A 20,080-nucleotide genomic window follows, 5' to 3' on the forward strand; every position below is an offset into this window, starting at 1 on the left:
CGCGGCGATTCGGCCCGTATGGTTCCAGAGTCCACCAAGGCCCTCCGGGGCCTTTATCCGACCTCTCGATGTAAACGTTTACGCCATCAGGAATTCGCTTCATGCAAGCCAAGACGACCAAGCGCCTTTCCCTCGCCCTCGGGCTCGTGCTCGCCTGCACCGCACCGATGGCGATGGCCCAGAAGGCAGTGGCAAAGCCGAAGCCCGCGGCGGTCGGTGTGCGCGACGTCCATCCCGTGCCGCCGATGATCGCGGACCTTGAGAAGCGTACGTTCCAGTGGTTCTGGGACAGCGCCAACCCGTCCAACGGACTGGTGCCGGATCACTACCCGACCAATTCGTTCGCCTCCATCGCGTCGGTGGGTTTCGGCCTAACGGCATACGGCGTCGGCGTCGAGCGCGGCTACATCACGCGCGACCAGGCCGTGGAGCGCACGCTTGCCACGCTGCGCTTCTTCCACGATGCGCCGCAGAACGACTCGGAAGACGACGCCACCGGGTACAAGGGATTCTTCTATCACTTCCTCAAGATGGACACCGGCAAGCGCCACGACCGCTGGGTGGAGCTGTCCACGGTCGACACCACGTTGTTGCTGGGGGGCGTGCTGTTCGCGCAGAGCTATTACGACCGCGACGATGCGAAGGAGATGGAGATCCGCCAACTCGCCGACGACATCTACAAGCGTGTGGACTGGACCTGGGCGCAGAACCACAAGCCGCTGATCAGCATGGGATGGACGCCCGGCGGCAAGTTCATTCCGCACGACTGGGCCGGCTACAACGAGGGCATGCTGGTGTATATCCTGGCCCTTGGCTCGCCCACGCATGCCGTGGGTGACGATGCATGGCCCGCCTGGACGAAGACATACGACAAGACCTGGGGCGAGTTCCACGGCCAGACCTTCCTGAACTTCGCACCGCTGTTCGGTCACCAGTATTCGCATGCGTGGGTCGATTTCCGCGGTATTCGCGACGCATGGAACACCTCGCACAACCTCGACTACTTCGAGAACAGCCGGCGCGCCACGTACTCGCAGCAGGCCTATGCGGTCGCCAATCCGGGCGGCTGGAAGGGCTACGGCAAGAACGTGTGGGGCCTCACGGCGAGCAACGGCCCCGGTGGCCTGATCGTGAAGCAGGGCGACAAGGAGCGCACCTTCTACGGCTACACCGCCCGTGGCGCGGGCCGCGACTATATCTCCGACGACGGCACCATCGTGCCGACCGCGGCCGGCGGCTCCGTGGCGTTCGCGCCGGAAATCGCCATTCCCGCGCTGGAGGAGATGAAGAAGAAGTACGGCCAGTACATCTACACGAAATACGGTTTCGTCGACGCGTTCAACCTGAGCTTCGACACCCGCACCGATCTGCGCACCGGCCGTCTGGTGCCGGGCTTCGGCTGGGCCGACACGGTGCACCTCGGCATCGATCAGGGTCCCATCGTGCTGATGATCGAGAACTACCGCAGCGAGTTCGTCTGGAACGTCATGAAGAAGAATCCGTACATTCGCAAGGGCCTGGAGCGCGCCGGCTTCAAGGGCGGCTGGCTCGACGACGACGCGGCGGCCGACCTGTGGTGAAACGCGGCATGCGCGCGGTTTGCCTGAGCGTGGCGCTTGCCGGTGCCGCGTTGGGCGGCTGTGCGAAGGAGGAACAAGGCTCGCGCACGCTGCAGTTCTGGACCATCGGACGCGAAGGCGAAGCCGTCGCCAAGCTGCTGCCCGATTTCGAACGCGAGCATCCCGGCCTGCACGTGGCCGTGCAGCAGCTTCCGTTGACGGCGGCGCACCAGAAGCTGCTCACGGCGTATGCCGGCGATTCCACGCCGGACATCACGCAGCTGGGCAATACCTGGATTCCGGAGATGGTGGCGCTTGGCGCGCTCGAACCGCTCGATGCGCGCGTGGCCGGTTCCAGGGTCGTGGATCGCGACGATTACTTTCCCGCCATCTGGTCCACCAACGTCATCGACGGGCATCTGTATGGCGTGCCCTGGTACGTGGACACGCGCCTCCTGTTCTACCGGAAGGACCTGCTGGCGAAGGTCGGCTACGACCACCCGCCCCGCGACTGGGCGGAGTGGAAGGCCATGATGGCGAAGCTGTCGCAGCCGCCCGGCAAGACCTACGGCGTGCTGCTGCCGACGAACGAGTTCGAGCAACTGCTTGCACTCGCCCTGCAGCAGGACGATCCGCTGCTGCGCGACGACGGCCGCTACGGCAATTTCCGCAGTCCGGGGTTCAAGAAGGCGCTGGCTTTCTACGTTTCCCTGTTCAAGGATCAGCAGGCGCCCATGATGACGAACGTGGGCATCGGCAATCCCTGGGCCGCGTTCGGCCAGGGCTTCTTCACGTTCTACCTCTCCGGCCCCTGGAACATCGGCGAGTTCCGCAAGCGCCTGCCGCCGGAGCAGCAGGGCGGCTGGGGTACCACGCCATTGCCGGGTCCGAATGGCCCCGGCGCGTCGAACGCGGGTGGTTCGAGCCTGGTGATCTACCGCAGGTCGAAGCACAAGGACGATGCCTGGGCGCTGGTGGAGTTTCTTTCGCGCCCGGAGATCCAGGACCGGTTCTATCAACTCCTCGGCGACATGCCGCCGCGACGTTCGTCGTGGAATGCGCCAGCCCTCAGGAACGACGACAAGGCCGCCGCGTTCCGTGACCAGCTCGAGCGCGTGAAGCCCACGCCGCCGGTGGCCGAATGGGAACGCATCGTCACCGAGATGCAGCTGGTGGCTGCGCAGGCGGCCCATGGCGACCTCACCATCGATCAGGCCGCGGCGGAAATCGACCGCCGCGCGGACCGCCTGCTCGAGAAACGGCGCTGGATGCTCGACCACGGCCACAAGGCTTCCCCATGACCACTTCCCGTGCCGCCTGGTGGTTCATCACGCCCGCGCTGATCGTGCTGGGCGTGTTCTTCCTTCTGCCCGTGGTAGCGGCCCTGGTGCTGTCGCTCACGGACTACGACCTCTATGCGCTGGCGGATATCCGCAACCTGCGCTTCGTTGCCCTGGAGAACTACTGGGCCCTGTTGCAGCGTCCGCTGTTCTGGTCGGCGCTGGGGCATACGGTCTACTTCGTGGTGGTGGGCGTACCGTTGTCCATGGCGGCGTCGCTGGGTGCGGCCATGCTGCTGAACTCCCCGCTGGCTCGTTTCAAGGCCTTCTTCCGCACGGCATTGTTCGCGCCGGTGGTGACCACGGTCGTGGCGGTGGCGGTGATCTGGCGCTACCTGTTCAACACCAAGTACGGCCTCGTGAACTATGCCTTCGACTCGCTCGGCATACCCACCGTGGACTGGCTGGGCGACCCGCACTGGGCCATGCCCACGATCATCCTGTTCGCGGTGTGGAAGAACTTCGGCTACAACATGATCATCTTCATGGCCGGACTCCAGGCGATTCCGGGCGATCTCTATGAAGCCGCGCGCATCGACGGCGCGTCGGCCATGGCGCAGTTCCGCCATATCACGCTGCCCATGCTGAAGCCGACCATGGTGATGGTGAGCATCCTCACCGTATCGGGTTATTTCCAGCTGTTCGCCGAACCTTACGTGATGACCGAAGGCGGGCCGCTGCAGAGCACCACCTCCGTGCTGTACCTCATGTACGAGGAAGGCTTCAAATGGTGGAACCTCGGGTCCGCTTCGGCGGTGGCGTTCATCCTCTTCGTCATCATGTTCGTCGTGACGGCAGCGATCCTTCGCGTCTCGAAGCAGGGAGCCCCGGCATGAGCCCGCGCGTGGCGAAAGCCCTCATCAATGGCCTGCTCATCGGTGGTGCGGCCATCGCCATCGCGCCCCTGCTGTACATGGTGTCGGTGTCGTTCATGCCGCAGGGACAGGCCAGTTCGCTGCCGCCGCCCGTGCTACCCACGCATGCCACTCTGGACAACTACCGGCAGCTTTTCATGAACGCGGGCATGGGTCGTTACCTGTTCAATAGCCTGCTGATCTCCACCTGTATCACGGTGATCTCGCTGGCGTTCAACCTCATGGCGGGATACGCGTTCGCGAAGCTCGAGTTCAAGGGCCGCCAGCGCATCTTCCAGGTGCTGCTGGGAGCCCTGGTGATTCCCGCGCAGGTGGCGATGCTGCCGTTGTTCCTCCTGCTGAAATACATGGGCCTGGTGAACACCTATGGGGCCGTGATCGTGCCCGCGCTGGCGACGATCTTCGGCATCTTCCTCGTGCGCCAGTACGCCAGCGGCATTCCGAACGACCTGATGGAAGCCGCGCGCATCGACGGCGCCGGCGAGTTCCGCATCTTCGCCACCATCGTGATGCCGCTGCTCAAGCCGATCATGGTCACGCTGGCCATCTTCACCTTCCTGGCCGCGTGGAACGACTTCATGTGGCCGCTGATCGCATTGACGGGGCAGGAACACTACACGCTGCCCATCGCGCTCGCCTCGCTCTCCCGCGAGCATGTGCAGGACAGCGAATTGATGATGGCGGGCTCCGTCGTCACGATCCTGCCGGTGCTCGTGCTGTTCCTCGCCTTGCAACGTTACTACCTCGAAGGGCTGCTCATCGGCAGCGTGAAGGGCTGAGATGACCAAGACACGCCGTAGGAGCGCGCCCTGCGCGCAACAGCCTTTTGCGAACACGCTGGTGACCCTGTCACGTCTCGCGAAAAGATGTCGCGCGCAGGGCGCGCTCCTACTTTTGCTTTCGTTCTCCGCGCATGCCGGCGTGCTGGATACGTTCGACACCGCGAGCGGCTGGGAGGCCACGCACACCGACGACGTGACCGCCAGCTTGAGCACCGTGGCGGGGGCGACAGGGCAGGCCGTGTGCCTGAACTACGACTTCAACGGCGTGTCCGGCGCGGCGTCCATCCGCAAGACGCTTCCGATCGATTTTCCGGACGCCTTCGCGCTCAGCTTCGACGTGCGCGGCAGCATGCCGCCGAACACCCTGCAACTGAAGTTCATCGACGACAGCGGCGACAACGTCTGGTGGTTCCAGAAGACGTCGTTCTCACCGCCGGCAAAGTGGCAGACGATCGAAGCGACCAGCCGGCAGGTGGAATTCGCCTGGGGGCCGACGAAGGATCGCACCCTGCGACATACGCGTGAGGTGGAGTTCGTCATCTACAAGGAAGCGCTCCCGTCGTCTTCGCGCGGGCGCGATAACCGGGGCGAGGTGTGCTTCGACAACCTGCGCATGGTCGCGCGCACACCGGAAGCCGTGCCGGCCCCGCCGCCCACACCGAACGCGGTTTTCGAAGCGCGCGCGAAGCAGGTTCGGCGCGGTCTGTATCCGCGCGGCTTTTCGGGCGAGCAGTCGTACTGGACGATCGTCGGCGTGGACGGCGGCAGTCGTGATTCCGCGCTCATCTCGGAAGATGGGGCCGTCGAGGTGGCACGTGGCGGGTTCTCCATCGAGCCCTTCCTCATCGAAGACGGCAGGCTGGTCACCTGGGCCGACGTCAGATCCTCCCAGTCGTTGCGCGAACGCTACCTGCCGATGCCATCGGTGCGATGGGATGCGGGTACGCTGGCTCTGACCACGACGGCGTTCGCGCAAGGCACGCCGGGGCATTCGCAGCTGGTGGTGGCCTATCGCGTGGCGAACGACGGCGATGCGCCGCGCGATGTCACCCTCGCACTGGCGGCCCGGCCGTTCCAGGTGAATCCTCCCACGCAGTTCCTCAATGCACCGGGCGGCACGAGTCGCATCGACGAGCTTTCGTGGGACCGCGGCGTGCTCACCGTCAATGGCACGCGCACCGTGCTGCCGTTGCAGCGGACGACAGCGTTCGTGGCCAGCGGCAACCAGCCGAAAACGCTCGCCGAGCGCCTCGACGCGGGCGAGCGTCCCGTGGTGAAAAAGCTGCATGACGCTGAAGGCTTCGCACAGGGTGCGCTTCTCTACGACCTGCGTGTGCCGGCCCATGGTCATGTGGACCTCGGCGTGGTCGTACCCGCAAACCCGGCGGAGCGTATTCCCCAGCCCCGTGATGCCGGCGCGTGGCTGGCGACGCACGCCGACGCGGTGGCCGCGGCCTGGCGCGACAAGCTCGATCGCGTGACCGTGGAGGTACCGGCAGCGGCACAGCCGCTGGTGGACACCGTGAAGAGCGGCATCGCGCAGATTCTCATGTCGCGAGACGGCCCGGCCCTGCAACCCGGTACGCGCTCCTATTCGCGCACGTGGGTGCGCGACGGCGCGATGATGCTCGAGGGCCTGCTGCGCACTGGACACGAGGACGTGGCGCGCGACTTCATCCGCTGGTATGCCCCGCACCAGTTCTCCAACGGCAAGGTCCCGTGCTGCGTCGACGCGCGCGGCTCCGATCCGGTGCCGGAGAACGACAGCCACGGCGAACTCATCTTCAGTGTCGCGGAGCTATGGCGGTACACGCACGACCGCGCCACTGCGAAGGCCCTCTATCCGCACGTGCAGAAGGCCGTGTCGTACATGGACCGGCTGCGCGCCAGCGAGCGACAGCCCGCGAGACTCGGCGGAACGGATCGCGCGCTTTACGGGCTGATGCCGGCGTCGATCAGCCACGAGGGCTATTCGGCAAAGCCGATGCATTCCTACTGGGACGACTTCTGGGCGCTGAAGGGCTACGACGATGCGGTGGATCTCGCCAGGGCGCTGGGGAACGAAGGCGACGCCGCGCGTTTCGCCGCTTCCCGCGACGAGTTTCGCGGCGACCTGCACGCGTCGATCGCCGCCGCCGTAAAGGCGAAGGGCATCGACTTCATTCCCGGCTCGGCCGAACTCGGCGACTTCGACGCCACCTCCACCACGATCGCCTTGTCGCCGGGCGGCGAGCAGTCGCGCCTGCCGCGAAAGTTGCTGGAGAACACCTTCGAGAAATATTGGCAGGGTTTCGTCGCCCGCCGCGACGGCAAGACGGCATGGAAGGATTACACGCCGTACGAGCTCCGCACGGTGGCCACGTTCGTTCGCCTTGGCTGGCGCGACAGGCTGGACGAACTGCTGGCCTTCTTCTTCGCCGATCGCCGGCCTGCCGCGTGGAACCAGTGGGCGGAAGTGGTGGGTCGCGACCCTCGCGAACCGCGTTTCGTCGGCGACATGCCACACGCGTGGATCGCTTCGGATTACGTGCGCTCGGCGCTCGACATGTTCGCGTACGACCGCGAGGCCGATGGGGCACTGGTGATCGCCGCGGGCGTGCAGTCGTCATGGCTGGAAGGCGAAGGCATCGCCGTCCGCGACCTTCGCACACCGTACGGGCGGTTCGGATACACGTTGAAGGCGAAGGGCGGCGAGGTACTGCTGACCGTGACCCAGCCGGTGAAGGCGCCGGGGGGCATGGTGCTGTCGCTACCCTCCGGCGAGATAAAACTGCCCCAAGGGCAGTTAACTCTCCGCGCACCGCTTTAGAGGTGCCTACCCTGTTGAAGCCGCTTCAGCGGCGATGGGCGCTTGCGGCACGCATGCCCGCTGCCGCGGGATCGCCGGCACAGCCGGCTCCCACATAGAGCAGACTGGCTTTTTGTTGAAGCCGCTTCAGCGGCGATGGGTGCTTGCGGCACGCATGCCCGCTGCCGCGGGATCGCCGGCACAGCCGGCTCCCACATTGAGCAGACTGGCTTTTTGTGGGAGCCGCTTCAGCGGCGATGGGTGCTTGCGGCAAGCGTGCCCGCTACCGCGGGATCGCCGGCATAGCCGGCTCCCACAACAGTGGGGCGGTTCCCGAGCCCGGTCAGTGCGTCGCCACGCGGGTGCGGAGCAGGGCGTCCACCGCTTGCTGCCACTCTGCGGAGCCGGGCTGGCTCTGCGGGGCTTCCTGACCCAGCTTGCGATTGACGGCCTGATTCCATTCCGCGGTGCCGGCTTGCGGACCGTGCCCGTCGTCGCTGACGGCGAGCACCCTGTCCACCCAGGCATACCACTCGGGCGAACCGAGCGCGGCGTTGGCCGGGGCCGTCTTGCCGGGAGCGGGCGACGCAGCCGTGGACGCCGCCGCCGGGGAGGCGACTGGCGCGGTGGGCTCGGAATGCGAGCAGGCCGCGATGATGAAGGCGGCGATAAGAGGAACCGCAGTGAAGACAAAGCGCATGGTCGGTCAAATCCTTTTCTTACGGGCCAATGCTACGAACCCCTACCCGTCCCCCGGCTAAACGCCGTAGGGAACTTATTGAATCCGTTCAGCTTCGCGCCGCGATTTCGTCGATGTGCCGGAGCATGTCCGCCGGGTCTTCGAACACCCGGTAGGCCCCCGCCCGTTCCAGTTCGTTCTCGCCGTAACCGCCCGAGAGCAGGCCGATCCCGAGGGCCCGGGCCCGCTGGGCGGCCAGCATGTCCCAGATGGCGTCGCCGATCACCATGGCGTCGCGAATATCGGTGCCGAGGCGCTGAGCCGCCGTGACGAACAGGTCGGGGTCGGGCTTGGCATGGCGCACCTGGTCGCGCGTGACCACCGGCACCTTGGCCGGATCGACGCCCAGGGCGGCGATGTTGTGCGAGGCCGTTTCCATGCGCCCGGAGGTGGCGATGGCCCAGGGAATGCCGGCGTCCGTCAGCCAGGCAAGCAGTTCGACGGCGCCCGGCAGCGGCCGCACGGCACCGGCTTCGGCCAGCCGGCCATAGGCCGCCGCGTGGTTGCGACGCAGGCGGTCGATGCGGTCCGGGGTGATTTCCGTGCCGGTCTCGCGCAGCAGGATGTCCGTGAACAGGCCACCGCTCATGCCGATCTTGCGATGGATGCGCCACACGGAAAGGTCGATGCCCTCCATGTCGAGCGATTCCTTCCACGCGAGCACGTGCTGGTAGACGCTATCGACCAGGGTGCCGTCGAGGTCGAACAGAAAGGCATGCTTTTGTCTGGACATGCCCATCAGAGTACAGGCAGGCGGGTGGTTTTGTCGTGCGCGGCCAGGCGAACCGGGAGATATGGCCCCTGCGATGGCGCACTGCGAAAAGCGCTCCCGGTCCTGGGAGCGCTTCCTCGGGGTCCGTCAGAACTTGCCGGCCCGGAAATCCGCGATCGCCTCGTGGATCTGCGCCGGTGTGTTCATGACGAACGGGCCGTACCGAGCCACCGGCTCGGCGAGCGGCCGCCCGGCCACGAGCAGGACCCGGGCGGGCTGCGCGGCGGCGAAGCTCACCGAATCGCCCTTCGAAAGCACCGCCAGTTCGCTACGCGCCAGCGATTCGCCGGCCACGGTCGCGGACTCGCCGTCGAAGACATAGGCGAAGGCGCTATGGCCCTCCGGCAGCGCCAGGTCGAAACGCGCACCGGCGTCCAGGGCGATGTCGAGGTACACAGGTTCGGTGCTGATGCCGCTGACCGGGCCCTTCGCTCCCGCCAGTTCGCCGGCCACCACGCGCACCGTGACGCCCTCGGCCGGCCGCACGACCGGGATCGAGGCAGGCGGAATGTCCTGATAGCGGGGCTCGACCATCTTGTCAGCGGCGGGCAGGTTCACCCACAGCTGGAAGCCCCACATGAGGCCCTCTTCCTGCTGCGGCATCTCGGAATGCAGGATGCCGCGGCCGGCGGTCATCCACTGCACGCTGCCGGGACCGAGGTCGCCGCGATTGCCATGGTTGTCGCCGTGCTGCATGCGGCCGGCCAGCATGTAGGTCACCGTCTCGAAACCCCGGTGCGGATGCTCGGGGAATCCTTCGATGTAGTCGCCGGCCTGGTCGGAACGAAATTCGTCGAGCAGCAGGAACGGGTCCAGCATGTCGAGCGCCGGCTGGCCGATCACGCGCTTGAGCTTCACGCCCGCGCCGTCGGTGGTGTCCATGCCGCGCACGCGGCGGGTGATGTGGCGTTGGGTGGTCATGGGGTGCTCCTTTGTTGAAGCACAAGATGCGCTCTGGGCAACCCTGCGCCAAGACATCCCGCACGAACGCTGCGTTTCCAGGCGGCACCCTTTATGCGAGCCACTTCAACGGCGACGGAGCGCTGGCCCGCTGCCGCGGGATCGCCGGCACAGCCGGCTCCCACACAGACCGGACTGGCTTTTTTGTGGGAGCCGCTTCAGCGGCGATGGGTGCTCGCGGCAAGTCGGCCCGCTGTGCGCTCAGTGCACCCAATGGCCGGCGCGCTGTCTTGGCGGGCCTTCCTCTCCCTCCGCGCGGGGGCGGACGAGAGCCTGGAGCTCGGCCTCGCTGGGCGGGTTTTCGCGCCAGTAGTCGCCGACGGCGTTGAGCACGCCGGGCAGCTGGCCCAGGCACTCGTCGTATTCCTCGTCGGTGAGCTTCTCGAACTCGGTATCCGCCTGGAGTACGCCTTCGTCCACGGCCAGGGCCATGATCGGACCGAGCAGCTGCATCAGCGTGGGGTCTTCCGCCAGCCGGTTTTCCCAGATCTGGGCGCGCATGTCGATGCCGCGGCTGAAGCCTTCGCACCAACCGGCGGCCGAGAGCAGCGGGCCTTCTTCCGTGTCGACCTCGCCCAGGATCGGCTCGTACGCGTCGACGTCGAGTTCGGCGCTGATGGAATCGTTGAGCTTGGCCAGGAGGGCGAGCACCCGATTGCCCTCGTCCTCGTCGTCGAAGGCGTCGTGCAGTACCTCGTGCAGCCACTCTTCGGGCTTGACCTCCAGCGGACCGATGGCCACCGCCGAAAGAAGCCCGTGCACGCCGTCGAGCATGAGGTCGCCCTCACCGCCGTGCGCGCGCAGATACGTGTCGAGTTCTTCGAGTTCCTTGTCGTCGAGGGAGCTCGGCCATTCGGACTTGGGTGTATTCAAAGGTTCAACTCCAGCGCGACGGGCGCGTGGTCGGACGGCTGTTCCCACTTGCGCGGTGCCTTGTCGATGATCGACGAGGTCGCGACGGATTTGAGCGCATCACTGATCAAGATGAGGTCGATCCGCAGGCCCATGTTGCGACGGAACGCGGCCTGCCGGTAGTCCCACCAGCTGAAAAGGCCGGCATCTTCGGTGAAAAGACGGAAACTGTCATGAAGGCCGACATCGAGCAGCGCCTGGAGCGCGGCGCGCTCCGGCGGCGAGCAGAAGATGTCCTCGCCCCATGCCACGGGGTCGTACACGTCGCGGTCGTCGCGGCAGATGTTGAAGTCGCCGAGCACCACCAGCTTGGGATGACGGGCGATTTCCGACGCGAGGAAATCGCGCACGCGGGCCAGCCAATGCAGCTTGTAGGCGTATTTTTCGTCGCCGATGGCCTTGCCGTTCACCACATAAAGGTTCACGACACGGATGTCGCCCACGGTGGCGGCGAGGATGCGCCGCTGGGGGTCGTCCAGGCCCTCGATGTCGGTCACGGCGTCGACGGGCTGGTCGCGCGCGAGGATCGCCACGCCGTTATAGGTCTTCTGGCCCGAGAACACCGCCCGGTAACCCATGGCCGCGATTTCGTCGACGGGAAACTTCTCGTCGACGATCTTGGTTTCCTGCAGCGCGAGGATGTCGGGCTGAGCTTCCGCCAGCCACTGCTGGAGGTGGGGCAGCCGGACCTTGAGGGAGTTGACGTTCCATGACGCGATCTTCATGGCGCCATTGTAAAGGAAAGCCGCGCGGCGACCCGCGCCGCGCGGCAGCCGGCTCAGGCCAAGCCGTAGCTCTTCAGCAGCGCGTCCGGACGCGGTTCGCGCCCGCGGAAGGCCTTGAACGATTCCAGCGCGGGACGCGTGGCACCCACCGCCAACACCTCCTTGCGGAAGCGTTCGCCCGTGGCGCGGTCCAGCACGCCGACCTCTTCGAACGCCTCGAAGGCGTCGGCGGAGAGCACCTCCGCCCAGAGGTAACTGTAGTAACCGGCCGAATAACCGCCCGCGAAAATGTGGGTGAACGCATGCGGGAAGCGTTGCCATGCCGGGGGATGCAACACGGCCACATCCCTCCGCACCTCCTCCAGTACGTCCAGCGGGCGGGCACCCCGGGCCGGGTCGTATTCGAGGTGCAGGCGGAAATCGAACAGGCCGAATTCCAGCTGGCGCACGAGGAACAGGCCGGCATGGAAGTGGCGCGCGTCGAGCATGCGCTGGTACAGGTCGTCGGGCAGCGGCTCGCCGGTTTCGTAATGCTTTGCGAACGAGCGCAGTGCATCGCGATCCCAGGCGAAGTTCTCCATGAACTGGCTCGGGAGTTCCACGGCGTCCCATTCCACGCCGTCGATGCCGCCCACCGACGGAATGTCCACCTCCGTCAGCATGTGATGCAGCCCGTGGCCGAATTCGTGGAACAGGGTGAGCACGTCGTCGTGCGTGAGCAGGGCGGGTTTGCCTTCGGTCGGCGGCGGGAAGTTGCAGGTAAGGAAGGCCACGGGCAGCTGCAGCCGCTCGCCGTCGCGGAAGCGGGCCGCGCACACGTCCATCCAGGCACCGCCGCGCTTGCCCGACCGCGCATAGAGATCGAGGTAGGCACCCGCGAAGACCGTACCGTCGGCATCGATCAGGTCGTAGTACGTGACGTCCTTGTGCCATGTGTCGACGTCGGTGCGCGGCGCAAAGCGGATGCCGTACAGGCGCTCCACCACCATGAGCAACCCGTCGATGGCGGCGGATGCGGGGAAATACGGTTTGATCTGTTCTTCGTCGATGGCGTAGAGACGCTGGCGCAGGCGCTCCGCGGCGAAAGCCACGTCCCACGGTTCCAGGTTGTCGATCTTCAGCTCCTCGGTGGCGAAGCGGCGCAGCTCGTCCAGTTCCTTGCGCGCCACCGGCTTCGCCCTCGCGGCCAGGTCGCGCAGGAAGGCCAGAACCACGTCGGGCGAAGTGGCCATCTTCGTAGCGAGCGATTCTTCGGCGGCGTTGGCGAAGCCTAGCAACTGGGCGGCCTCATGGCGCAGCGCGACGATCTTCTCGATGCGTTCGGAGTTGTCGAACTTACCTTTCGAAGGACCCTGGTCGGAGGCGCGCGTCTGGTACGCGTAGTACACCGCCTCGCGCAGATCGCGATTCTCGGCGTAGGTCAGCACAGCCTGTACGCTCGGCTGTTTCAACGTCACCAGGAAACCCTCGAGGTTTTCCTCGCGCGCGTATTCGCGCAGCACCGCGCGGCCCGACGCCGGAATGCCGGCGAGATCGCGCTCGTCGGTGATGTGCCTGTGCCACGCTTCGGTGGCATCGAGCACGGCATTCGAGAACTCGGTGGTCAAACGGGAAAGCTCCACGCCGATCTCGCGGAAGCGGCTGCGCGCGGGTTCTTCCAGCGCCACGCCCGAAAGGCGAAAGTCACGCAGCGCATGGTCGACGGCGGCACGCGCGGCCACGGGAAGGGAAGCGAAATCGTCGCGGTCGGCCACCGACTGCACGGCGGCATAAAGATCGCGGTTCTGGCCGACCTCGATGCCCAGATCGGTGAGCTTCTCCTCGGCATTGCCGTGCGCCTTGCGCAGGGCCTCGGAGTCCGCCACCGAATGCAGGTGGCTCACTGGCGCCCAGGCCCGGGCCAGCGTCTGGTCGAGGCGCTCCTGGGCGAGCATCACATGCTCGAAATCGCGCACGCCGTCGGCTGCGGCGATGTGCTGGATGGCGGCCCGCTGCTCCGCCACCAGGGCGTCGATGGCCGGTTCCACGTGCTCGGGCCGGATGGCCGAGAAGGCGGGCAGGCCGTTGGGGTCGAGCAGGGGGTTGGTCTGGGTATCCATGGCTGATCTCCTGTCAGGCGATCAGCGTGGTGCCCCGGCGCATCCAAATCAAGCAGGAAGACGTGCAGGGGCGCCGGCTACACGCTGCCCAGATACTCGTCCTTCAGGCGGACGTAGTTCGTGGCGGAGTAGTAGAGCTGTTCGACCTGGGCGTCGGACAGCACACGCACCATCCGGGCCGGGTTGCCCAGCCAGAGTTCGCGTTCGCCGACCACCTTGCCGGGCGCGACCACGGCGCCGGCACCCACGAATCCGTTCTTCCTCACCACGGCCCCGTCCAGGACGGTGGCATGCATGCCGATGAGACAACCGTCCTCGATCGTGCAGGCGTGAATGACGGCGCCGTGGCCGATCGTTACGTCACTGCCGACGATCGTGGGGAAACCGCCGGGCGTGTACGGGCCGTCGTGGGTCACGTGGACGACGGCGCCGTCCTGCACGTTGCTACGCGCACCGATACGGATATGGTGCACGTCGCCGCGGAGCACCGCTCCCGGCCAGATCGACACGTCGTCGGCCAGTTCGACGTCGCCGATGAGCGTGGCGGCGGGGTCGACATAGGCGCGCGCGCCGAGGCGCGGAAGGATGCCCCGGAAAGGGCGGATCGCTGATGACATGGCGCCATTGTAGTCGCTGGCCGCGGGGAGGGAACGCCCTGGCGGGCGTTCCCGGCGTCTTACTCGAAGTAGCCGCCCACGATGCGGCCGAACGAATCGACTTCGGCGAAGTAGCGGCTGTTGTCGTGACGGAGCTCGCGGGTGGAGAAGTCGCCCGGAAGAACCAGGTTCACGCAGCCGTATGCCGCCTGGAAGGCCGAGACGGTCGGCCGTCCCGCGATGAACTGTGCAAAGGCTGCGAGGTCGGTCACGCCGCACGAACCGCCGCCGGCGACGAGCACGCCGTTGCCGTTATGCCCGCTGCGCGCGGCCTGGGAGGAACCGGTTTCCGCCGTTGCGGCGAGCGGGGCCGCAACGAGCAGGGCGGCAAGGGCGGTGCGGATCATCTTTTCCATGATTCTTGGACTCCAATGGGCGTTGAAGGGCTTCACCGCGACCTGCGGTGGGATACCCGCAAGCACGTTGGCCTACACAGCACCTGCGTTACCTGAATCAGCCCTTCTGTCATGCCCACAGAAATCGTAGGCCTTTGCACCGCGTTACATGAACGATCCGCCGACGATGCGGCCTTCCGCATCCATCTTCGGAAAATAGCGACTGTTGTTCTGGCGCATTTCCCTCGTCGTCATGGTGCCGGGCGTCACGAGCAGGACGTCGGGATAGGCGAGATGGAACTGTTCGGGGGTGGGCTTCGTCGCAATGAACGCGTCGAACGCTTCCATGTCGGTGACGAAACCGGCAACGGGTTTGGTAGGCGTCGTCGCCCCCGCATGGCAGCCGCTGACAGCGGCCACGGCGAGAATCAGCGGGAAAAAGAGCGAACTCGCTCGGCTCATGGAAAGGCTCCTTGCCTGATTGGTGCCGGCATTATGGCGCCGCGAGCCGTCCCGAGCATGACCCCCGGCCAAACGCTATGTCCCCGACCTGAATTCGGCTAGCCGTTGCGCCGCCGCATCGCGTCGGCCTTCGCCTCGTCTTCGGCGGTGACGACCTGTTGCTGGGCATCGAGCTTCGCACCCAGGATGATGAGCGTGTAGTTCGTCGCGTCGTAGTCGCGGAGCAAGGCGATTTCACGACGTGCCTCGTCCAGCTGCCGGCGGTTGATCAGCTGTTCGATTTCCTGGGCGGCGAAAGGTAGCGTCTCGCGCAGTGCATCCTGCGCGGTGGCGTTCGTCGGCTCCAGCTGAATCACGCTGAGATAATACTCGTACGCATTGTTGCCCTGCGGCGACACGAGGCGACCGTCGCGCGTGGCCTCGCGCGCCAGCCCAAGGAGGATGTCGACGCCGCTCGAACCGGCATCGTCGCTCGCGGCGGTCGTGGGGGCGTCGGTGTCGGACGTGCCTGCGGCGCCCGTGCGGTGCAGGTGCATCGACGCGAACACGGCAGCCGCTGCCACGGCGACGACCGCGGCGGCAACGAGGATGGCCGCGCGGCGGGGAGGCGCGGCAAGGTGGAGCTTCAACATGGGGAAATCCGGAGGAGCATCCCGCAACCAGGCAGGCCCCCTGTCGGCCGGCCCCGGCGGGCGCGCCATCTTCCCGCCCGATTGTTGCAGCCCGGTGGCAGCGGCTTCGCGGCCAGGCTCGACACGAACCGTCACGCGCGCTCCCGCCTTCGGGCGGGAGCGGTCGTTGCCGGTCTTGCCGTGAACTCACCCCTTCGCGTGGCCGATGCGGCGGTCGAGGAAGTCGCGGATCATCGGGATGACTTCGTCGCCACGGTCCTCCAGCACGAAGTGGCCGGTGGGGATCAGGTGGAACTCCAGGTCCTCAAGGTCGCGCTTGTACGGATGCGCACCGTCGGCGGGGAAGATCGTGTCCCGCTCGCCCCACACGATGAGGGTCGGCGGCTGGTGCTTGCGGAACAGGCGCTGCACCTCCGGATAGAGCGGCACGTTGTTGCGATAGTCGTACATCACGTCCATCTGGATGTCTTCGTTTCCGGGCCGGTCGAGCAGCGCCTGGTCGTGGATCCAGTTGTCGGGCGAGATGCGCTCCTTGTCGTCGACACCGTCGGTGTACTGAAAGATGGTCGTGTCGAGCTTCACCAGCCAGCGCAATGCGTCGCGGCTCGCGGCCGCACCGTCGGCCCAGTACACCCTGATCGGATCCCAGAACGCCTTGAGGCCTTCTTCGTAGGCGTTGCCGTTCTGCACGACGAGCGCGGTGAGCTTGTCCGGATCCTTCACGAAGAGCTGCCAGCCCACGGGCGCACCGTAGTCCATCACATACATGGCATAGCTATCGACGTGGAGGCGTTCGAGCAGCGTGCGAATGAGGTTCCCGAAGTTGGCGAACGTGTAGTCGAATGTCGAACGATCGGGGCTGCCGCTCTCACCATAGCCGGGATAATCGGGCGCGATGACGTGGTAGCGATCAGCCAGCGCGGGAATCAGATGGCGAAACATGTGCGACGACGTGGGGAATCCGTGCAGCAGCAACACCACCGGCGCGTCGGCGGGGCCGGCTTCACGATAGGCGAGCTTGACGCCGTCGATCTCCATGCTGCGGTGGTAGACGACGGGAAGGCGTGCGGTAGGGCGGCTGGCCGCGGCGTTGCTGCTCATGTCGTGCTCCTCTGAGGTTGGGAAGTTTCAAGCCCGCGGATGCGGGTTGTACGGCGATGCGTCGATGTAATCCCAGGTGGCGCGCTGCATCGCGTCGCGCAGTACCCAGTGCCGGATGCGGAAATCCCACGACCGTCCCGTGCCCCCGGTGTCGTCGCCCGGGCCTTCGTCGTTCCAGCGCAGCGTTGCCGTGCCGGTCAGTTGCAACAAGCGTCCGTTATCGAAGTCCGGGATCGCGATGGCCGCGTGGGGATCGACGGCGAAGTTGCCCAGGGTGTTGAAAAGGCTGTTGCCGGCGTAGTCGGGGATACGCAGGGTGGCCGGGTCGACAATGGTGACGAAGCCACGATCACCGCCGCGATGCGACACGTCGAGACCAGCGCTTGGATGGCGGCTCGCCACGAACAACGTGTCGGTTTGCCGCACGATCGCGGCGACGCTGCCGGCAAGCACGGTGCCCGACGCCGATTGCGCCCGTCGCGGCGCCTCGTCCAGCGCGCGGAGCTGCCGCCGCTGGATGTACTTCGGGCAGTTCGGGAAGGCCTCGCGCACCGTGACGTCGAAGCCACCTTCGTCGATCTCGCGCAACACGCCGTTCACGCGGTAACGGCGGCGAGTGCCCAGGTCGATAAAGAGCAGACTCACCGGCACGCCGGCGCGCAAGGCGCTCCAGAGGGGGTCTTCCATGTCCCGGGTGCCGGAGGGCGCGTCGATGCGTACCGTGCTTCCATCGGACGAACGCGCGAATCCTGGCCGGCCGTAGAGCACCGAGGCCCAGAGTCTGTCCTGCCCGTCGACGCTGCCGACGACCACCATGAACTGACTCTCGATGAACGGTCGCGCGCCACGAACCACGGTCGGCGCCACCATGGCCCCATTGCGCTCCGCGATGAAGGCTTCACCGGCGCGGCGTTGTACCGCGCGTTCACCGTCATGGAAGTTACTGAGGTCGTTCATCGCGATCGTTCCGCCGTGGGTGTACGCATTCTGCGAACCGGCGGAAGGGGCGGGAACGTGGCAGGCCGGAATTCACTGTTGCGCCAGGCGCAAGGAATGCAAGCCATGGGCGCGCCGTATGCCGCAATAATCCCTTGAGGCAATTACCGCGGGCGACAGACGATGGACCAGCTCCACCTGATGAAGGTGTTCGTGGGCGTGGGCGAGGAAGAGAGCTTTGCCGCCGCCTCGCGCCGGCTCGACCTGTCCCCGGCCGCCGTGACGCGTGCGATCGTTGCGCTGGAAGAACAGCTGGGCGTGAAACTGCTGACCCGCACCACCCGCAGCGTGCGACTGACCGAACCCGGCCGGCGGTACCTCGACGATTGCCGGCAGATCCTGGCCAGCATCGCCGAAGCGAACGACGCGGTCGCGGGCGAGAACGCCGCACCGCGCGGCCATCTGTCGGTGACGGCGTCGGTGCTGTTCGGCAAGGCATTCGTCATGCCGTGCATCGTGCGTTACCTCCGGGAGAATCCAGCCGTGGAGGTGTCCGCGTGGTTTCTGGATCGCACGATGAACCTGATGGACGAAGGTATCGACGTTGCCGTGCGCATCGGCCACCTGCCCGACTCCGGCATGCACGCCATCCGCGTGGGCCAGGTGCGGCGTGTGCTATGTGCTTCCCCGGAGTACCTGGCGCAGCACGGCGTGCCCGAACATCCCGCCGATCTCCTGCATCACACGGTGATCGCCGCCAGCGGCATCTCGCCCCGTGTGGACTGGAAGTTCGGCGGCCCCGACGATGCCACGTCGGTTCGCATGCACCCGCGGTTGACGGTCACCAGCAACGACAGCGCGCTCGTCGCCGCCCTGTCCGGCCTCGGCGTCGCCCGCTTGCTGTCGTACCAGGTGAACGAAGACGTGGCGGCCGGACGGCTACGCCTCGTCCTCGAAAACTATGAGGAAGAGCCCTGGCCGGTACACATCCTGCACCGCGAAACCCGCTTCGGCTCCGCGAAGGTGCGGGCATTCATCGATATGCTGGCGCAGCACCTGCGAGAGCATCCGCACCTGCGGTAGGAAAGAGAGGTCAATAACGCTGGCGAAGCATCGCGTAGACCGGATCGGTATCCGGGCGCTGCCCATGCCAGCGTTCGAATGCGTCGGCGGCCTGTTCCACTAGCATGCCAAGGCCGTCGCGAAACCAGTCCGGGCGCACGCCCGCGGCCAGCGACCATCCCTTGAATGCCGCGGCCGCCGTGCCGTAGCAGAGGTCGTAACAGGTGGAATGGTCTTTCAGGATGGACGTGGGCAGGTCGAAGCTGCCGCCGGTCACCCCGATGGAGGTGGCGTTCACCACGAGATTGAAGGATTCGCCGTCGAGGCCGTCCCAGTAGCGCGTGTAGCAGCGGCCCGGCTCACCGATGGCATCGGCCAACTCGTCGGCGCGCTCCGGGGTGCGGTTCACGATGGTGAGGCTCTGCACGCCCGCATCCATGAGGGCCCAGGCCACAGCCTTGGCCGCGCCACCGGCGCCCAGCAGGAGGGCATCGTGGCCGCGCAGGTCGAATCCGTGCCGGTCGGCGATGTCGCGCACGAAGCCGCTGCCGTCCGTGTTGTGCGCCTCGATGCCGCCGTTCACCAGCGGCGTGAGGGTGTTGGCCGAGCCGGCCCGCGTGGCGGCTTCGGTGCGATTGCCGGCCAGCGCGAAGGCCGCCCCCTTGTGGGGCAGGGTGACGTTGGCGCCAAGGCCACCATCGGCGAAGAACCGCCGGACGGCATCCTCGAACTGCTCCGGGGCGACATCGACGGTCTCGTAACTCAGGCGGATGCCGAGTTGCGCGGCGAAGGCCTGATGGATCTCGGGGGACAGCGAATGCGCGATCGGATGACCGAAGACGGCGTAGCGGTGCGCTTCAGCGCTCATGGATTTTCCCTTGGCTCATGCTCGGGGCAAATTATGGCAGGAGCGGTGCCTTGTAGGAGCGCGCCCTGCGCGCGACGTGTTTGAGGCCGTGTCCCGGAACTGGCGCGCTAGATTGGGGACTGGCCCGAAAAGATGTCGTACCCGATGCGGGCATAGACGCGCAGGGCGCACTCCTACGGGTGTCCGTCGCGGGTTTTGAGACGATGGCTGCCTAGGCTCCTCCCATCCCCCACCGATGCCAGGAGTCAAGCCATGCACGACATGCTCTCGCCGCGCCGCCTGCGCGCCCTCATCGCCCTGGCCTGGCTGGTCGGCGGCGCCTTGCTGCTCCTGCTGACGCCGCTTTCCGGACACAGCGAAACCCTCGGCTGGACGCCGGCGTTCTGGCTGCTGATGGCACCGGCAAGCGTGCTGGTGGCGATGAACCCGGCACTGCCGATGTCGTTGCTGGCCGCGCTGCTGCGGCGCTGAGCCTGC

At 66.3% G+C, this 20,080-nt stretch carries 19 protein-coding genes and 1 pseudogene; 7 read left to right on the top strand and 13 right to left on the bottom strand.

Annotated elements, in window-relative coordinates; genetic code table 11:
- The first annotated feature begins 101 nt into the window (after window positions 1-101).
- From HBF26_RS06915 to HBF26_RS06935, 5 genes and pseudogenes are all read left to right on the top strand, one after another.
- Window positions 102-1,580 (top strand): glucoamylase family protein, encoded by a 1,479-nt coding sequence (locus tag HBF26_RS06915; protein WP_205287600.1) that lies wholly within the window; start codon window positions 102-104, stop codon window positions 1,578-1,580.
- Window positions 1,581-1,588: 8 nt separating this feature from the next.
- On the top strand, window positions 1,589-2,860 hold the full coding sequence (locus tag HBF26_RS06920; protein ID WP_167124460.1) for a sugar ABC transporter substrate-binding protein: 1,272 nt from the start codon (window positions 1,589-1,591) through the stop codon (window positions 2,858-2,860).
- On the top strand, window positions 2,857-3,735 hold the full coding sequence (locus tag HBF26_RS06925; RefSeq protein WP_167124462.1) for a carbohydrate ABC transporter permease: 879 nt from the start codon (window positions 2,857-2,859) through the stop codon (window positions 3,733-3,735). The genes HBF26_RS06920 and HBF26_RS06925 overlap by 4 nt, the downstream gene beginning before the upstream one ends.
- Window positions 3,732-4,553 (top strand): carbohydrate ABC transporter permease, encoded by an 822-nt coding sequence (locus HBF26_RS06930; protein WP_167029643.1) that lies wholly within the window; start codon window positions 3,732-3,734, stop codon window positions 4,551-4,553. The genes HBF26_RS06925 and HBF26_RS06930 overlap by 4 nt, the downstream gene beginning before the upstream one ends.
- Window position 4,554: 1 nt before the next feature.
- A pseudogene (locus tag HBF26_RS06935) lies at window positions 4,555-7,311 on the top strand (discoidin domain-containing protein); the annotation flags it as partial.
- A gap of 376 nt (window positions 7,312-7,687) precedes the next feature.
- Here HBF26_RS06935 and HBF26_RS06940 read toward each other — a convergent pair.
- From HBF26_RS06940 to HBF26_RS06995, 12 genes are all read right to left on the bottom strand, one after another.
- Window positions 7,688-8,044: a hypothetical protein gene (locus HBF26_RS06940; RefSeq protein ID WP_167029637.1), complete on the bottom strand. Its 357-nt coding sequence runs from the start codon at window positions 8,042-8,044 to the stop codon at window positions 7,688-7,690.
- An 88-nt stretch (window positions 8,045-8,132) separates the two neighbouring features.
- Entirely contained in the window at window positions 8,133-8,816 is a 684-nt protein-coding gene (locus tag HBF26_RS06945) for an HAD family hydrolase (protein ID WP_167029634.1), read from the bottom strand.
- A 126-nt stretch (window positions 8,817-8,942) separates the two neighbouring features.
- Window positions 8,943-9,776, bottom strand: coding sequence for a pirin family protein (locus tag HBF26_RS06950; protein ID WP_167124466.1), 834 nt, complete (start codon window positions 9,774-9,776; stop codon window positions 8,943-8,945).
- A 240-nt stretch (window positions 9,777-10,016) separates the two neighbouring features.
- The gene (locus tag HBF26_RS06955) at window positions 10,017-10,688 is read right to left on the bottom strand and encodes a YecA/YgfB family protein (RefSeq protein ID WP_167124468.1); all 672 of its coding nucleotides are present in this window, start codon (window positions 10,686-10,688) and stop codon (window positions 10,017-10,019) included.
- Window positions 10,685-11,452 (bottom strand): exodeoxyribonuclease III, encoded by a 768-nt coding sequence (gene xth, locus HBF26_RS06960; protein ID WP_167124471.1) that lies wholly within the window; start codon window positions 11,450-11,452, stop codon window positions 10,685-10,687. Before xth ends, HBF26_RS06955 begins: the two co-directional genes overlap by 4 nt.
- Before the next feature lie 53 nt (window positions 11,453-11,505).
- A complete protein-coding gene (locus HBF26_RS06965) occupies window positions 11,506-13,551 on the bottom strand; it encodes a M3 family metallopeptidase (RefSeq protein ID WP_167124473.1) in 2,046 nt (681 codons plus the stop codon).
- A gap of 77 nt (window positions 13,552-13,628) precedes the next feature.
- Window positions 13,629-14,168 carry a gamma carbonic anhydrase family protein gene (locus HBF26_RS06970; protein WP_167124475.1) on the bottom strand — a complete coding sequence of 180 codons (540 nt, stop codon included), beginning with the start codon at window positions 14,166-14,168 and terminating at the stop codon, window positions 13,629-13,631.
- Between the two features lie 59 nt (window positions 14,169-14,227).
- Window positions 14,228-14,563, bottom strand: a complete 336-nt coding sequence (locus HBF26_RS06975) for a hypothetical protein (RefSeq protein ID WP_167124477.1) — start codon at window positions 14,561-14,563, stop codon at window positions 14,228-14,230.
- A 144-nt stretch (window positions 14,564-14,707) separates the two neighbouring features.
- Entirely contained in the window at window positions 14,708-15,004 is a 297-nt protein-coding gene (locus tag HBF26_RS06980) for a hypothetical protein (RefSeq protein ID WP_167124480.1), read from the bottom strand.
- Between the two features lie 98 nt (window positions 15,005-15,102).
- The gene (locus tag HBF26_RS06985) at window positions 15,103-15,636 is read right to left on the bottom strand and encodes an energy transducer TonB (protein ID WP_167124482.1); all 534 of its coding nucleotides are present in this window, start codon (window positions 15,634-15,636) and stop codon (window positions 15,103-15,105) included.
- 186 nt (window positions 15,637-15,822) lie between these two features.
- Complete coding sequence (locus HBF26_RS06990; RefSeq protein WP_167124484.1) at window positions 15,823-16,737, bottom strand: alpha/beta fold hydrolase; 915 nt, start codon at window positions 16,735-16,737, stop codon at window positions 15,823-15,825.
- Between the two features lie 27 nt (window positions 16,738-16,764).
- Window positions 16,765-17,694 carry a PNPOx family protein gene (locus HBF26_RS06995; protein ID WP_167124486.1) on the bottom strand — a complete coding sequence of 310 codons (930 nt, stop codon included), beginning with the start codon at window positions 17,692-17,694 and terminating at the stop codon, window positions 16,765-16,767.
- A 162-nt stretch (window positions 17,695-17,856) separates the two neighbouring features.
- Between HBF26_RS06995 and HBF26_RS07000 the strand changes: the two genes are divergently transcribed.
- On the top strand, window positions 17,857-18,756 hold the full coding sequence (locus HBF26_RS07000; protein ID WP_167124488.1) for a LysR family transcriptional regulator: 900 nt from the start codon (window positions 17,857-17,859) through the stop codon (window positions 18,754-18,756).
- A gap of 10 nt (window positions 18,757-18,766) precedes the next feature.
- Here the strand turns inward: HBF26_RS07000 and aroE are convergent, their stop codons facing one another.
- A complete protein-coding gene (aroE, locus tag HBF26_RS07005; RefSeq protein WP_167124490.1) occupies window positions 18,767-19,603 on the bottom strand; it encodes a shikimate dehydrogenase in 837 nt (278 codons plus the stop codon).
- Between the two features lie 252 nt (window positions 19,604-19,855).
- On the opposite strand from aroE, the gene HBF26_RS07010 reads away from it, so the two are divergent.
- Window positions 19,856-20,074, top strand: a complete 219-nt coding sequence (locus HBF26_RS07010) for a hypothetical protein (RefSeq protein WP_167124492.1) — start codon at window positions 19,856-19,858, stop codon at window positions 20,072-20,074.
- Window positions 20,075-20,080 lie beyond the last annotated feature (6 nt).

This window comes from Luteibacter jiangsuensis (genome assembly GCF_011742555.1).
GTDB classification, from domain to species: Bacteria; Pseudomonadota; Gammaproteobacteria; order Xanthomonadales; family Rhodanobacteraceae; genus Luteibacter; species Luteibacter jiangsuensis.